This is a genomic window from Pseudomonas sp. NPDC096917 (assembly GCF_044762555.1).
GTDB lineage: Bacteria > Pseudomonadota > Gammaproteobacteria > Pseudomonadales > Pseudomonadaceae > Aquipseudomonas.
Genome location: NZ_JBIWEO010000035.1, coordinates 1 through 14473, shown reverse-complemented (window position 1 = coordinate 14473; position 14473 = coordinate 1). Strand labels below are relative to the sequence as shown.

The window sequence follows — 14473 nt, the reverse complement described above, 5'->3', positions numbered from 1 at the left end:
CGGTGACGACCTGTTTGTTCACTTCAAAGCAATCCAATCCGACGGCTTCAAAAGCCTGAAAGAAGGCCAACAGGTTTCTTTCATCGCTACTCGCGGTCAGAAAGGCATGCAAGCTGAGGAAGTTCAAGTTATCTAACTTGTACTGATCCAGTAAAAAACCCCGCCCTCAAAAGCGGGGTTTTTTTATGCGCGCGATTTGAGCATCCAGCGTAGGAGCGGCCCAGGACTACGATCTTTTGACCTTTAAATCATAAGACCGCAGCCTTGGGCAGCGCCTACGCAAGCGAAGTGGAAGCAGGGTTACTGCCCCCTGCCAAGAATCAGTCGTCGCTGGTCGTAATCGTCGGCATCGCCTGCGAAGCGGCTTCGCTCAGAACAATCCGTGCGCCCACATGACGGGCCAACTCTTGATACATCAAGGCAACCGGGCTTTCAGGGTCGGCGATCGCCGTTGGCTTGCCGTTATCAGCTTGCTCGCGGATTTCCATCGACAGTGGCAAGGACGCCAAGACTTCAACCCCATACTCGGCCGCCAACTTCACGCCACCGCCCTCGCCAAACAGATGCTCGGCGTGACCGCAATTTGAGCAAATGTGTACAGCCATGTTCTCGACGACGCCCAACACCGGAATGTTGACCTTGCGGAACATTTCGACACCCTTGCGCGCATCCAGCAAAGCCAAGTCCTGCGGGGTTGTCACAATAACCGAGCCTGCCACCGGCACCTTCTGCGCCAGAGTGAGCTGAATATCACCCGTGCCCGGCGGCATATCGATGACCAGATAATCCAGATCATTCCAGGCTGTTTGGGTAACCAATTGCAAAAGCGCGCCCGACACCATCGGCCCCCGCCAGACCATCGGCGTGTTGTCGTCAGTCAGAAATGCCATAGACATCACTTCAACGCCATGCGCCTCAATCGGCACAAACCACTTCTGATCGCGAATTTTCGGCCGGGTACCTTCTGCGATACCAAACATCACGCCTTGACTCGGCCCATAGATGTCCGCATCCAAAATACCCACCCGCGCGCCTTCACGCGCCAGCGCCAACGCCAGATTGGCTGCGGTGGTGGATTTTCCGACCCCACCTTTACCGGAGGCAACAGCCACAATGTTTTTCACATTGGCCAGGCCCGGGATTTGCGCCTGCGCCTTGTGCGCAGCAATGACACAGTTGACCTCAACCTTGGCGGAGGTCACGCCATCCAGATTGCTGATAGCCATTTGCAGCATTTGCGCCCAGCCATTCTTGAACAGACCGGCGGCATAACCCAGCTCAAGCTGAACGCTGACATGCTCGCCCAGGACTTCAATGTGACGTACGCACCCGGCACTGACCGGATCCTGGTTCAAATAAGGGTCGGTGTATTGGCGAAGGACGGCCTCCACCGCTGCGCGATTAACTGCGCTCATGGGCAACTCCCGAAAAAGGCTGAGTGAAACAGGCCGCTATCGTACCTGTAATAAATCACTCGGCGCAGGCTTTTGCAGCAATCAAAAACACCAGAAAGCATGAGATAGGCGCCCACGGGGTGAAATATATTGCCCGGCGCTTTATAGTGGCCGACCACCGTCTCATCAAGTAGCCGAGCCCCATGTCCGAGCCACGCAAGATCCTCGTCACCAGCGCCCTGCCCTATGCCAATGGTTCAATCCACCTTGGCCATATGCTTGAGTACATCCAGACCGATATGTGGGTGCGCTTCCAGAAGCAACGCGGTCATCAATGCACTTACGTCTGCGCAGACGACGCCCACGGCTCGGCCATCATGTTGCGTGCCGAGAAAGAAGGCATCACACCTGAGCAACTGATCGCCAACGTCCAGGCTGAGCACAGCGCCGACTTTTCCGATTTCCTGGTCGACTTCGATAATTTCCACTCGACCCACGCCGAAGAAAACCGTGAGCTGTCGAGTGCGATTTACATTAAGTTGCGCGACGCCGGTCATATCGCCACCCGCTCGATCACTCAGTATTACGACCCGGAAAAGAAAATGTTCCTGGCCGACCGTTTCATCAAGGGCACCTGCCCTAAATGCGGCACCGAGGATCAGTACGGCGACAACTGTGAAAAGTGCGGCGCAACCTACGCCCCAACGGACCTGAAAGATCCGAAGTCGGCGATTTCCGGTGCCACGCCGGTACTCAAGGATTCCCAGCACTTCTTCTTCAAGCTGCCAGACTTCGAAGCCATGCTTAAAAGCTGGACACGGAGCGGCGCGCTGCAAGATGCCGTTGCAAACAAAATCGCCGAATGGCTGGATGCTGGCTTGCAACAGTGGGACATCTCCCGCGATGCGCCGTATTTCGGCTTCGAAATTCCGGGCGAACCAGGCAAGTATTTCTACGTGTGGCTCGATGCACCTATCGGCTACATGGCCAGCTTCAAGAACCTCTGTGCACGTCGGCCGGAACTGGACTTCGACGCTTATTGGAACAAGGACTCCACCGCCGAGCTGTACCACTTCATCGGCAAGGACATCGTCAACTTCCATGCGCTGTTCTGGCCCGCAATGCTGGAAGGTTCTGGCTATCGCAAGCCTACCGCGATCAACGTACACGGCTACCTGACCGTCAATGGCCAGAAGATGTCCAAGTCCCGTGGCACATTCATCAAGGCGCGCACCTACCTCGATCACCTGTCGCCGGAATACCTGCGCTACTACTACGCCTCCAAACTGGGCCGTGGCGTCGATGACCTCGACTTGAACCTCGATGACTTCGTACAAAAGGTCAACTCGGATCTGGTCGGCAAAGTGGTCAACATTGCCAGCCGGTGTGCAGGCTTCATCCACAAAGGCAACGCCGGCGTACTGGTCGAAGGCAACGCAGCGCCTGAGCTGACTGAGGCTTTCCTCACCGCAGCCCCCAGCATTGCCGAGGCTTATGAAGCCCGCGACTTCGCGCGTGCCATGCGTGAAATCATGGCCCTGGCTGACCGCGCCAATGCCTGGATCGCCGAAAAAGCGCCATGGGCCATGGCCAAGCAGGAAGGCAAGCAAGACGAAGTCCAGGCCGTTTGCGCCTTGGGCATCAACCTGTTCCGCCAACTGATCATCTTCCTCAAGCCGGTACTGCCGTTGCTCGCAGCCGATGCCGAAGCGTTCCTGAATGTTGAACCTTTGACCTGGAACGACCACAGCACGCTGCTTGCCAACCATCAGCTGAATGCATTCAAACCGCTGATGACGCGTATCGACCCGGTAAAAGTACAAGCCATGACGGACGCCTCCAAAGAAGACCTGGCCGCCAGCCAAACCGATACCGGCTCTGCTGCACCACAAGGTAACGGCGAACTGACCAAAGAACCTTTGGCCGCCGAAATCGAGTTCGATGCGTTTGCTGCCGTCGACCTGCGTGTTGCCCTGATCCTCAAGGCCGAAGCCGTTGAAGGCGCTGACAAGCTGCTGCGTTTGACCCTGGATATCGGTGATGAGCAACGCAATGTGTTCTCGGGCATCAAAAGCGCCTATCCGAACCCGGCCGAGCTTGAAGGTCGTTTGACCATGATGATTGCCAACCTGAAACCGCGCAAAATGCGCTTCGGGATCTCCGAAGGCATGGTGATGGCGGCCGGCCCCGGCGGTGAAGAAATTTACCTGCTGAGCCCGGATAGCGGCGCCAAGCCTGGTCAACGCATCAAGTAACATGTCCTCTTCATCCGCTGGCGGCCTGCAGGCCGTTGGCGGATGTTCGTTGTAGCCTCCCCTCCTGCCTTGTCGGATAATCAGCACCGTTCGTTTAACCGCCTCGCACTCACTACTCGCTGCGCAGGATGACTGTCGCCCGGGTGCGGCCTGCTGTCGCTGGACTGATCACACCATGAGCCTGATTCAACGTATTGACGCTTTATTGCCGCAGACCCAATGCGGAAAATGCGGTCATCCCGGCTGCAAACCCTATGCGCAAGGCATTACCCAGGGCGAGGCCATCAACAAATGTCCTCCCGGAGGAGCCGAAACAATCGCCGCTCTGGCCAATCTGCTGAGCATTCCGGTTGTGGCGCTGGACACCGAGCGCGGATGCGCACCGGCACAAGTGGCTTACATTCGCGAAGCCGAGTGCATTGGCTGCACCAAATGTATCCAAGCCTGCCCCGTGGACGCAATTCTGGGCGCTGCCAAGCTCATGCACACGGTGATTGTCGATGAATGCACCGGATGCGACCTGTGCGTCGCCCCCTGCCCTGTGGACTGCATAGAAATGCGCCCGCTACCCGCCAATGTGGCGCCTATTGTCGGCGGGTTTGCGCAGACAGCAGAACAGCTAAGCGTACGGACTCAAAAACGTGACCATGCGCGCAGCCGCTACGAGCGACGTGACGAGCGCCTGAGTCGTGAAGAGCAACGGCGACAAGCCGAACGCTTGGCACGGGCTCAGCGAGCACCTGATAAATCCTTACCGCTTGCAAGATCGCTGGCGCAACCATCAAGCCTCAGCGAAGCCGCGCTAAAAAAAGCCAAAGTCACTCTCGCAATGGCTCGTGCACAACTGCACAAATCGCTCAAAGCATTTGGCCATCCGCCAACGGCACCGCAACAAGCGCAATTGATAGCCCTGCAGAGGCAATTTGAATCAGCAGAGCAAGCCTTGGCGCAACTGGAGGCAGGCTCCGAAATTCCTGTGCCAGCGCCTAGTAACCATCATGCAGAACTCAAACGCGCAAAAATTCAGTTGGCCATGCGTCGTGCAGAACTTAAAAAAGCGCAGACACAAGCACACACCAGCACCGAACTTGCGCGCTTGAATGACGCCGTCACCCAGGCAGAATTGACGCTCAGCGCTTTAGCTCCCCTCAAAAGCTGATAGCTTTGCGCCATGAAATACGCTTTTCTTCGTGTTACAGATCGCTCTTTAGGAAATGTTTTTACCCATGAACGCCGCAAAGCGCCTTGAGATATTTCGCCGGTTTTACGAAGACAACCCAGAGCCGAAGACAGAACTGACCTACTCATCACCTTTCGAATTACTGATAGCGGTGATTTTATCTGCCCAAGCCACTGACGTTAGCGTGAACAAGGCCATGGCCAAACTGTTCCCGGTCGCCAATACCCCAGAAGCCATCTACGCTTTGGGAGTCGACGGGCTATCGGAGTACATCAAGACCATCGGCCTGTATAACAGCAAGGCCAAGAATGTGATTGAGACATGCCGTTTGTTGATCGAACAACACGCCAGCGAGGTCCCTCAAACCCGCGAAGCGCTGGAGGCACTGCCTGGCGTGGGTCGCAAAACCGCAAACGTGGTGCTCAATACGGCCTTTAGACAGCTGACCATGGCTGTAGACACCCATATTTTCAGGGTCAGCAACCGAACAGGGATAGCGCCAGGCAAAAATGTGATAGAGGTCGAAAAGCAATTGATGAAATTCGTCCCCAAGCCGTACTTGCTGGACGCTCACCACTGGCTCATCTTGCATGGCCGCTATGTGTGCCAGGCGCGCAAGCCTCGCTGCGGTAGCTGCCGTATCGAAGACCTGTGTGATTTCAAGCAAAAAACCTCCGACGATTGAGAGATAGAGGTTTTATAGGCGGATCGATTGAGAAAAACTTTTTTACCCGCACAGCGTTTATCGCTATAAGGGGCGCCAAGGAATGTCTTAGCCTGGAGTGAACAGAATGAGCACTGGCAAAGAACAACTGGTAGTAGATACAGACGATGAAGAAGGTGTTCAAGTGACCGAGCAGGAGGACACAAAAATCGAGGTAGCTAAAACCAATTTGGCAAAAAGACGTGATGTGGACGATTACCTGGAAAAAAGAAGGCTCCAAAGGGAGCTAGAGGGTGGCCTAAAGGACTATAAAATTTAGCGCACAGTACTAAAAGCCTCCTAACCGGAGGCTTTTTGTTTTGAGGCCCCCAGGAGAAAGCTTCTCCTCGGCCCTGCTGCTCACACCAAACTGTTACGCTGTGCCAGTTCGATGAGATCAACCAACGAGCGCGCATTAAGCTTGAGCAGAAGCCGCGTTTTATAGGTACTGACTGTTTTATTACTCAGAAACATACCATCTGCTATCTCTTTATTACTCTTACCTCGTGCCAGTTGCTGCAACACCATCATTTCTCGTCCCGAAAGACGATTGACCATATCGGCCTCGCTGGCATTCCCCAAGCTTGAACGAACAGAATGCAACGCTTGATTAGGGAAATAACTGTAACCTGAAAGTACTGCCTTAATGGCGCTCAATAGCTCGGTCAAATCCTGCTGCTTACAGACATATCCGGCCGCACCTGCCTGCATACAACGCATTGAAAAATGGCCTGGCGCCTGTGAAGTCAGCACCAGCACCTTGACTGGAGCCGTCGGCGTTGACAGTCGCGCAATGACCTCAAGGCCATCAAGTTTGGGAATTCCAATATCCAAAATTACAATATCCGGCGCATGTTCTCGCGCCAGTTGCAAAGCATCCACTCCATTATCCGTCTCTGCTATAACTTCGTAGCCATGTCGTTCCATGAGCATACGCACAGCAAGACGAATGACAGGATGATCATCCACGATCAGCACTTTATTCATGGGTAATTCCAATTTTTTCGCTGTTCGAATTTTAGAGTCAGCACAATAGCCTAGTCACAACACCCTGGGCATAGCGCCCCCCCCAAGCACCAACAACCAAAGACATTTCCTACAAACAACAAAGATTTACCCTACAAAAAAATCACTCAAAAAGATAAGCTTATCGCCATGCAACTCTCCAAAACCGAATAATGAGAAAGCACGCACAGGGAAAAATTTATATTTTAATAAACAATTCTAATGATCACTGGAAATATCTTTATACGCCTGACAGAAAACGCATCGGCTTACAGCTTTGCAGCCCTACTAGTTCAAGCACTACCTTCAGCTTCTAAAATCCACCTCGACACTCGCTCACCTGCACAGCCCTCAAGCCCTCCACCGCCGCTGAAAAACAACTGTTTATAAAAATCAAGAACACCTGCGTAACTATTAAATACCTCTTTCACATTCAACACCCTCACTGTGAAACTTATATTGAAAAACAGTACCACTTAAATGCAAAACTCGCTTATAAGCCCAGTTAAAATCTACTCTTTTTTTAGAAAAAAATATTACCATTCCATAGTTAAAGAAAGAGACTACACAGCATTCGGAAACAACCTAGAAACCAAATACAGGGTGCCCGCACCCACTCGCTTCTAGCGCCCCACGTTTTATAAAATGTTATTTCTCGATACAACCTAGTCACTCAAAACATCCACAACACTAATTACAAATACAAAACCTACATACCACTACAGAAAAACGCCAATAACCTTGAAACAATCTCCAGCCTGCACAAAGACTTATCCTACAAACAAACCAACAAGGCTGAAATCAATTGAAACATCTATAGAAATAATGAATACAACTCATTTTATATTTGCGGTTTCAAAAAGCCCGGACTAAATTTACAACAAGACAACCAGATAAAAACTCACCCACACTCACAACCATAAAGAACGGACCACTTTCAATACAAATATTCACCTCCATTCTCCGCCACCCAACAGAGCGGCTTACCCACACTAAAATATCTAATATAGGCATCATCATGATCAAAAATAAATTCCACGTTAACAACCCTCTCACCGTTATCGCTATTTTCTCAATGCTAACTGAGGCCTCCGCAGCCGTATCACTTCCTTATATCGATCATGAAAACCAGAAAATATATGTCTGGTTCTTGATTGTATTTCCATCCATTTTAATAACACTGTTTTTCCTGACACTAAACTTCAATAACAAAACACTTTACAGCCCTGCCGACTATGCTAAAGAAAAAATCCGCGAGACATCCCAGACTCAAGATCATTCAACGCCTGCTGAACCGGCATCACCTGCAAAAAAACCAGACGTTCCAACAGAGCATTCGACCCAGCAACCTAAATCAAGCTTGAAGTTTATATCGTACCCTCCTCAGAACTTCATCTTTCTGCCACAAGGGCATCGAGACTACGACTCGAGTATTAGAATACCGACCGCAGCGCCACCGCGCCCCCATGAGCAACCCCACCTGTTGCTCAATGAAAGTGAACTTAGCAGCCTGCACTTGATCGATTTAAGCCATCCGGCTTTGCAACTGAAAGACGACCACACATTGAGTGATATTTTGCAGGCCTATTACGAAGTCGCGCACCCGCAAAAAAACAAACTCCATAAGAGTGATGTACTGCTGCTACTGACAAATAGCCCGTCAGCCTCCGGCACACTGAATAGACAACACGAGTTTTATCTCGACCCTACTCTAACCTCACATCTCAACGAGGCAACCGTCATCACCTACAACACACAAACTCGCCAACTGAATACCTGGAACTCACTCTGCCTTTAAAAAGCCTTTGTCCAAATAGGCTCACGCATAAAAAAACCCGACCATAGGCCGGGTTTTTTTATGCGTGTTGCGAATCAGAACAACTTGCGGCCTTTGTTCGCAGCAATACGCATGCGCAAGGCGTTCAACTTAATGAAGCCTGCAGCATCAGCCTGGTTGTATGCACCGCCATCTTCTTCGAAAGTGGCAATGTTTGCATCAAACAGAGATTCGTCAGACTTGCGACCGGTAACAATCACATTGCCTTTGTACAATTTCAGACGTACCACACCATTAACGTGAGCCTGAGAAGCATCAATCATTTGTTGCAACATCAGACGCTCAGGGCTCCACCAGTAACCGGTGTAGATCAGGCTGGCGTATTTAGGCATCAGCTCGTCTTTGAGGTGAGCCACTTCACGGTCCAGAGTAATCGATTCGATTGCACGGTGAGCACGCAGCATGATGGTGCCACCCGGGGTTTCGTAGCAACCGCGGGACTTCATGCCGACATAACGGTTCTCAACGATGTCGAGACGGCCAATACCGTTTTCGCCACCAATGCGGTTCAAGGTTGCCAGAACAGTCGCAGGCGTCATTTCAACACCGTCCAGTGCAACGATATCGCCATTACGGTAGGTCAGTTCCAGATACGTCGGCGTGTTAGGCGCATCTTCCGGCGACTTGGTCCAACGCCACATGTCTTCTTCGTGCTCAGTCCAGGTATCTTCCAGCACACCCCCTTCGTAGGAGATATGCAGCAAGTTGGCATCCATCGAGTACGGGGATTTTTTCTTGCCGTGACGCTCAATCGGGATTGCGTGTTTTTCAGCGTAATCCATCAGCTTTTCGCGCGAGAGCAGGTCCCACTCGCGCCAAGGAGCAATCACCTTAACGCCCGGCTTAAGCGCATAGGCACCCAGTTCAAAACGAACCTGGTCATTGCCTTTGCCTGTTGCGCCGTGAGAAATGGCATCAGCACCAGTTTCGTTGGCGATTTCGATCAGACGCTTGGCAATCAGCGGACGCGCAATAGAGGTACCCAGCAGGTACTCGCCTTCATAAACGGTGTTGGCACGGAACATCGGGAACACGAAGTCACGAACAAACTCTTCGCGCAGGTCGTCAATGTAGATTTCCTTGACGCCCATGGCTTGCGCCTTGGCGCGTGCAGGCTCGACCTCTTCGCCCTGACCCAGATCAGCGGTAAAGGTTACGACTTCACAGTTATAAGTATCCTGCAGCCACTTGAGGATCACCGAAGTGTCCAGGCCGCCCGAATAAGCCAGAACGACCTTGTTTACGTCCGCCATGCCATCACTCCACGGGTTGTTCGAAAAGCCGAACAGTCTACCGCTCGCGTGGGTGAATTTACAGAGGGGCGACAGCTTAAGACGACAAAGCGACAGTAAGTTTCAACAACACGACCCAGGTTTGAACCTCAAGACAGAGTCGCCGGATTGATGACACCCGCGCTCGAGGCCTTCTTTTCTGCTTCCGGCACACGCTCCAGACGCACGCTGACACGGCGGTTCTTCGCACGATTGGCCGCATTGTTGTTAGGCGCCAACGGATACTGCTCACCGTGAAAACGCATCGTTATCTGCGACTCCTGGATGCCGTTTTCCTTGAAGTAGTCCATCACCGCCAATGCCCTGCGCCGTGACAGCTCACGATTGGTCAGGCGATTACCCAAGTTATCTGAATACCCTTCAAGCAGAATGTGGTTAACCGTAGGGTCGGCCTTCATGTACTCCAGCATGACGTGCAGGTTGGCCTTGGCGTTGACGTCCAGCTCAATGCCCCCCCCAGGAAAACCGACCTGACTTTGACGCACTTGCTCAAAATTCTTTGGCAACAATTTGGTAGTACACGCTTCGTAATCGCCATACGCTTGGCGAAACTTGACGGGTAACAGTCGTACCTCCGACAAGCCACTTGTAGGCGAATAGTGCCTGACCAGCGGGCTACGCCCGTCCAGCAAGCCTCGAAACAAACGCCCGGCCTGGGCCTGGGAGCTGTTAAAAAGCACATTGCCGCGCCCGATCCTTACCGCCCCCAAATCGATATCACCCCGCCCCGGCTGCCATGGCGCTGCGGCTGCCAGCAATGTCGCAGAGCCCTCGCCCAACACTGAGTTGTATGCATTGAGACGGAAAACTGCCTGCTCTCCGGCGCGGCGCACAAAAACCCCAGAACCGAAATCGGTAATGGGCTGAATGAGCCGACACTCGAACTTGTCCCCCTCTACTTTCCACTCAACATTCTCCAGACGAGTCTGGAAAGTCAGGGCCACGCAAGGAAAGCTGGCAAAGAGGCTGAGTAGAATGAAATAACGCTGGCGCACAGGGGGCTCCACAGGTGTGCACTGCAAAAAACCAGTCCACAGTTTTACGGCATACCCTGGTTATATCGGATAGCGTGTACAAAACTTGATAGCGAGTGCCTGACAGAGTCTTTTCCGGTAGCATTCGCATCAGTTTGACCCGCCTGGAATCCCCAATGTCTGACCGCCTGACCCTGCTGCGTCCCGACGACTGGCACATTCATCTTCGCGATGGTGCTGTGTTGCCCCACACTGTGGCGGATGTTGCGCGCACCTTTGGCCGCGCCATCATCATGCCCAACCTGGTACCTCCGGTGCGTAATGCCGCCGAAGCCGATGCCTATCGACAGCGCATTCTGGCTGCTCGCCCGGCCGGTAGCCGCTTCGAGCCTCTGATGGTGCTATACCTCACCGACCGAACACAGCCTGAAGACATTCGTACGGCCAAAGCCAGCGGCTTCGTCCACGCTGCCAAGCTGTATCCAGCTGGCGCAACGACCAACTCCGACTCCGGCGTTACCAGTATCGATGCGATCTTCCCGGTCCTCGAAACCATGGCTGAAGTCGGCATGCCCTTGCTGATCCACGGCGAAGTGACTCGCGCCAATGTCGATGTGTTCGATCGCGAAAAGATATTCATCGACGAACACATGCGTCGCGTTGTAGAACGCTTTCCTACGTTGAAAGTCGTGTTCGAGCACATCACTACCGCTGACGCCGTGCAGTTCGTCAACGAGGCCCCGGCCAATGTAGGCGCCACCATCACCGCGCACCACTTGCTTTACAACCGTAACCACATGCTGGTTGGCGGTATCCGCCCACACTTCTATTGCCTGCCGATTCTCAAGCGCAACACCCATCAGGAAGCCCTGCTGGATGCGGCCACTCGCGGCAGTGAAAAGTTCTTCCTGGGTACCGACTCGGCTCCGCATGCCCAGCATGCCAAAGAAGCTGCCTGTGGCTGCGCCGGTTGCTATACCGCTTATGCGGCCATCGAGATGTACGCCGAAGCGTTTGAACAGCGCAATGCGCTGGACAAACTGGAAGCCTTCGCCAGCCTCAACGGCCCGCGTTTCTACGGCCTGGCACCGAGCACCGAACACATTACTCTGGTTCGCGAAGAGTGGACCGCCCCAACCAGCCTGCCTTTCGGCGAGTTGAACGTAATTCCGCTGCGCGCCGGTGAAAAACTGCGCTGGCGCCTGCTGGAGGAACACCTGTGAGTGACGACCATTTTGATGACGAACACGAGGGAGGTCATGGCGGCGGCTCGCGCCACCCGATGGCCGAGCGCTTTCGCGGCTATCTGCCGGTCGTAATCGACGTTGAGACAGGGGGCTTCAACTGTGCCACTGATGCCCTGCTGGAAATCGCGGCAACCACCATTGGCATGGATGAAAGAGGCTTCGTGTTCCCTGAACACACCTATTTCCATCGCGTTGAGCCTTTTGAGGGCGCCAATATCGAAGCCGCGGCGCTGGAGTTCACTGGCATCAAGCTGGATCACCCGTTGCGTATGGCTGTCAGCGAAGAGACCGCATTGACCGACATCTTCCGTGGCGTGCGCAAGGCGTTGAAAGCCAATGGCTGCAAACGCGCCATTCTGGTAGGACATAACAGCAGCTTCGATTTGGGCTTCCTCAATGCAGCCGTTGCTCGCCTGGACATGAAGCGCAATCCGTTTCATCCGTTCTCCAGCTTCGACACCGCAACCCTGGCAGGCCTGGCCTATGGTCAAACCGTCCTGGCCAAAGCCTGCCAGGCCGCTGACATCGATTTTGACGGGCGTGAAGCGCACTCTGCGCGTTATGACACCGAAAAGACCGCAGAGCTGTTCTGCGGCATCGTTAACAGCTGGAAACAAATGGGTGGCTGGAAAGACTTCAACGATTGATCGAAGCGTTGAGGCTTACACCGCGCATAAAAAAACCGGACACTGGGTCCGGTTTTTTTTGCTGCCAGAAAGCTTAGAGCTTGCCAGCATTCTCGGTCAGGTAAGCCGCAACGCCTTCAGTCGAAGCGGTCATGCCTTTGTCGCCTTTCTTCCAGTTGGCAGGGCACACTTCGCCGTGCTCTTCGTGGAATTGCAGCGCGTCAACCAGACGCAGCAGCTCGTCCATGTTACGGCCCAGTGGCAGGTCGTTAACGATCTGGGAACGAACAACACCTTTGTCATCGATCAAGAAAGCACCGCGCAATGCTACGCCGCCTTCAGTTTCAACGTCGTAAGCCTTGCAGATGGCGTGATTGATGTCGGCAGCCATGGTGTATTTCACCTGACCGATGCCGCCGTTGTTTACCGGGGTGTTGCGCCAGGCGTTGTGTGTGAAATGGGAGTCGATGGAGACTGCAACCACTTCAACGTTACGCGCCTGGAACTCAGGAATGCGATGATCCAGAGCGATCAGCTCAGACGGGCAAACGAAGGTGAAGTCCAGTGGGTAGAAGAACACCAGGCCATATTTGCCTTTGATAGCGGTGGACAGCGAAAAGCTGTCAACGATTTCGCCATTGCCGAGTACGGCTGCGACGGTGAAGTCAGGGGCTTGTTTGCCTACGAGTACGCTCATTGGATATCTCCTGGGTGCAACGTGAAGAACGGGGCCAGACCAGGCTTGCCATCGTGAAACAGCAGGCTTGCGGCCAGCTCCGCATGAAAATGACCGGGCATCATACACCGCTCGTCGGAACCAGCCTTAGCCCTTTTTCATCCTCCCCCCTCGAGGTGCCAATACCGTTCGTCAGCGCAACCTGAACAAAGCACAATCGAGCCCCAACGTACTTTGACAATCATTCTCGTTAACATTAAGATCCGTTTCATTGAATCCCAACCAGCGATGGTTCTTATTTATGTACGTTTGCCTTTGCACTGGCGTTACCGACGGAAAAATCCGCGATGCAATCTACGAAGGTTGCTGCAGCTACCGCGAGGTGCGTGAAGCGACTGGCGTTGCCAGCCAATGCGGTAAATGCGCTTGCCTGGCCAAGCAAGTGGTTCGCGAAACCCTGTCTTCGCTCCAGTCCAGCCAAACGGCAATGGGTTTTCCAGCAGAATTTTCTGCTGCGTAATTAACGAATCCTAAAGAGCCGGACTTAATGTCCGGTTTTTTTATGCCAAAAATTCAAGCACTTAGAGCCAAGACGCGGAACACAAACATTCTTATTCAGATTAATTTTCATTTATTATTCAAACACTTAGGTTTGACAGGCTTTAATACGCAGATCAAACTCAGCCTTATATACGGTTAACTAAGGCAGGCCCTCGCGATGAAAGGCGACATTTCAGTCATCCAGCACCTCAACAAAATCCTCGGTAACGAGCTGGTTGCGATCAATCAATACTTTCTGCATGCACGCATGTATCAGGATTGGGGCCTGGAAAAGTTAGGCAAGCACGAATACAACGAATCCATCGACGAGATGAAACACGCTGACAAACTGATCAAGCGCATCCTGTTCCTGGAAGGTCTGCCAAACGTACAAGACTTGGGCAAGCTGCACATTGGCGAGCACACCAAGGAAATGCTGGAGTGCGACCTGCGCATTGAGCGCACGGGTCACGCCGATCTCAAAGCAGCTATCGCTCACTGCGAAGTTGTTGGCGACTTTGGTAGCCGTGAACTTCTGGAAGATATTCTGGAATCAGAAGAAGAGCATATCGACTGGCTGGAAACTCAACTGGGGCTGATCGATAAAGTAGGCATTGAGAATTACCTGCAATCGCAAATGGGTGAATAACATGTCTAGTCCTGAAATAGGTTTACACCCATTTCAGTCTCAAAACGCCCGATGCACCGCATCGGGCGTTTTGTATTTCAATGCCAGATGTGGCC

16 protein-coding genes are annotated in these 14473 nt (G+C 53.0%); 10 read left to right on the top strand and 6 right to left on the bottom strand.

Translation table 11 applies throughout. The features are described from left to right. Positions 1 to 136: cold-shock protein (locus ACIQYF_RS23320; RefSeq protein WP_402866545.1), on the top strand; the 136-nt coding region annotated here is incomplete at its 5' end. A 184-nt stretch (positions 137 to 320) separates the two neighbouring features. Here ACIQYF_RS23320 and apbC read toward each other — a convergent pair. Continuing rightward, positions 321 to 1415 (bottom strand): iron-sulfur cluster carrier protein ApbC, encoded by a 1095-nt coding sequence (gene apbC / locus ACIQYF_RS23315; RefSeq protein WP_402866539.1) that lies wholly within the window; start codon positions 1413 to 1415, stop codon positions 321 to 323. A 182-nt stretch (positions 1416 to 1597) separates the two neighbouring features. On the opposite strand from apbC, the gene metG reads away from it, so the two are divergent. The 4 genes from metG (at position 1598) to ACIQYF_RS23295 (ending at position 5812) form a co-directional block, all read left to right on the top strand. Further along, positions 1598 to 3649: a methionine--tRNA ligase gene (metG, locus tag ACIQYF_RS23310; RefSeq protein ID WP_402866536.1), complete on the top strand. Its 2052-nt coding sequence runs from the start codon at positions 1598 to 1600 to the stop codon at positions 3647 to 3649. A 64-nt stretch (positions 3650 to 3713) separates the two neighbouring features. Further along, positions 3714 to 4808, top strand: a complete 1095-nt coding sequence (rsxB, locus tag ACIQYF_RS23305) for an electron transport complex subunit RsxB (RefSeq protein ID WP_402866542.1) — start codon at positions 3714 to 3716, stop codon at positions 4806 to 4808. A 67-nt stretch (positions 4809 to 4875) separates the two neighbouring features. Next, positions 4876 to 5514, top strand: coding sequence for an endonuclease III (gene nth / locus ACIQYF_RS23300; RefSeq protein WP_402866534.1), 639 nt, complete (start codon positions 4876 to 4878; stop codon positions 5512 to 5514). Between the two features lie 106 nt (positions 5515 to 5620). Next, entirely contained in the window at positions 5621 to 5812 is a 192-nt protein-coding gene (locus tag ACIQYF_RS23295; RefSeq protein ID WP_402866531.1) for a PA3496 family putative envelope integrity protein, read from the top strand. Positions 5813 to 5892: 80 nt separating this feature from the next. Here ACIQYF_RS23295 and ACIQYF_RS23290 read toward each other — a convergent pair whose 3' ends face one another. Next, entirely contained in the window at positions 5893 to 6519 is a 627-nt protein-coding gene (locus tag ACIQYF_RS23290) for a response regulator (RefSeq protein WP_402866528.1), read from the bottom strand. A gap of 311 nt (positions 6520 to 6830) precedes the next feature. Further along, on the bottom strand, positions 6831 to 6968 hold the full coding sequence (locus ACIQYF_RS23285) for a hypothetical protein (protein WP_402866525.1): 138 nt from the start codon (positions 6966 to 6968) through the stop codon (positions 6831 to 6833). Between the two features lie 587 nt (positions 6969 to 7555). On the opposite strand from ACIQYF_RS23285, the gene ACIQYF_RS23280 reads away from it, so the two are divergent. Further along, a complete protein-coding gene (locus ACIQYF_RS23280) occupies positions 7556 to 8335 on the top strand; it encodes a hypothetical protein (protein WP_402866522.1) in 780 nt (259 codons plus the stop codon). A 74-nt stretch (positions 8336 to 8409) separates the two neighbouring features. On the opposite strand, the gene ACIQYF_RS23275 is transcribed toward ACIQYF_RS23280, so the two are convergent. Then, positions 8410 to 9627, bottom strand: a complete 1218-nt coding sequence (locus ACIQYF_RS23275; RefSeq protein ID WP_402866519.1) for an argininosuccinate synthase — start codon at positions 9625 to 9627, stop codon at positions 8410 to 8412. Positions 9628 to 9755: 128 nt separating this feature from the next. Continuing rightward, positions 9756 to 10661 (bottom strand): OmpA family protein, encoded by a 906-nt coding sequence (locus ACIQYF_RS23270; protein ID WP_402866516.1) that lies wholly within the window; start codon positions 10659 to 10661, stop codon positions 9756 to 9758. A gap of 155 nt (positions 10662 to 10816) precedes the next feature. Between ACIQYF_RS23270 and pyrC the strand changes: the two genes are divergently transcribed. Next, a complete protein-coding gene (pyrC, locus tag ACIQYF_RS23265) occupies positions 10817 to 11863 on the top strand; it encodes a dihydroorotase (RefSeq protein ID WP_402866513.1) in 1047 nt (348 codons plus the stop codon). Beyond that, positions 11860 to 12534: a ribonuclease T gene (gene rnt / locus ACIQYF_RS23260; protein WP_322238444.1), complete on the top strand. Its 675-nt coding sequence runs from the start codon at positions 11860 to 11862 to the stop codon at positions 12532 to 12534. Before pyrC ends, rnt begins: the two co-directional genes overlap by 4 nt. 73 nt (positions 12535 to 12607) lie before the next feature. Here rnt and ACIQYF_RS23255 read toward each other — a convergent pair whose 3' ends face one another. Continuing rightward, positions 12608 to 13210, bottom strand: coding sequence for a peroxiredoxin (locus ACIQYF_RS23255; protein ID WP_019411008.1), 603 nt, complete (start codon positions 13208 to 13210; stop codon positions 12608 to 12610). Positions 13211 to 13490: 280 nt separating this feature from the next. On the opposite strand from ACIQYF_RS23255, the gene ACIQYF_RS23250 reads away from it, so the two are divergent. Both ACIQYF_RS23250 and bfr read left to right on the top strand, forming a co-directional pair. Further along, complete coding sequence (locus tag ACIQYF_RS23250; protein WP_402866508.1) at positions 13491 to 13709, top strand: bacterioferritin-associated ferredoxin; 219 nt, start codon at positions 13491 to 13493, stop codon at positions 13707 to 13709. Positions 13710 to 13907: 198 nt separating this feature from the next. Next, the gene (gene bfr, locus ACIQYF_RS23245) at positions 13908 to 14378 is read left to right on the top strand and encodes a bacterioferritin (protein ID WP_019411006.1); all 471 of its coding nucleotides are present in this window, start codon (positions 13908 to 13910) and stop codon (positions 14376 to 14378) included. Positions 14379 to 14473: the final 95 nt, after the last annotated feature.

Bases quoted from the DNA above. Each gene is read 5' to 3' on its own strand.
- apbC (WP_402866539.1), bottom strand. From the start codon at position 1,415: ATGAGCGCAGTTAATCGCGCAGCGGTGGAGGCCGTCCTTCGCCAATAC.
- metG (WP_402866536.1), top strand. From the start codon at position 1,598: ATGTCCGAGCCACGCAAGATCCTCGTCACCAGCGCCCTGCCCTATGCC.
- nth (WP_402866534.1), top strand. From the start codon at position 4,876: ATGAACGCCGCAAAGCGCCTTGAGATATTTCGCCGGTTTTACGAAGAC.
- ACIQYF_RS23295 (WP_402866531.1), top strand. From the start codon at position 5,621: ATGAGCACTGGCAAAGAACAACTGGTAGTAGATACAGACGATGAAGAA.
- ACIQYF_RS23290 (WP_402866528.1), bottom strand. From the start codon at position 6,519: ATGAATAAAGTGCTGATCGTGGATGATCATCCTGTCATTCGTCTTGCT.
- ACIQYF_RS23280 (WP_402866522.1), top strand. From the start codon at position 7,556: ATGATCAAAAATAAATTCCACGTTAACAACCCTCTCACCGTTATCGCT.
- ACIQYF_RS23275 (WP_402866519.1), bottom strand. From the start codon at position 9,627: ATGGCGGACGTAAACAAGGTCGTTCTGGCTTATTCGGGCGGCCTGGAC.
- pyrC (WP_402866513.1), top strand. From the start codon at position 10,817: ATGTCTGACCGCCTGACCCTGCTGCGTCCCGACGACTGGCACATTCAT.
- ACIQYF_RS23255 (WP_019411008.1), bottom strand. From the start codon at position 13,210: ATGAGCGTACTCGTAGGCAAACAAGCCCCTGACTTCACCGTCGCAGCC.
- ACIQYF_RS23250 (WP_402866508.1), top strand. From the start codon at position 13,491: ATGTACGTTTGCCTTTGCACTGGCGTTACCGACGGAAAAATCCGCGAT.
- bfr (WP_019411006.1), top strand. From the start codon at position 13,908: ATGAAAGGCGACATTTCAGTCATCCAGCACCTCAACAAAATCCTCGGT.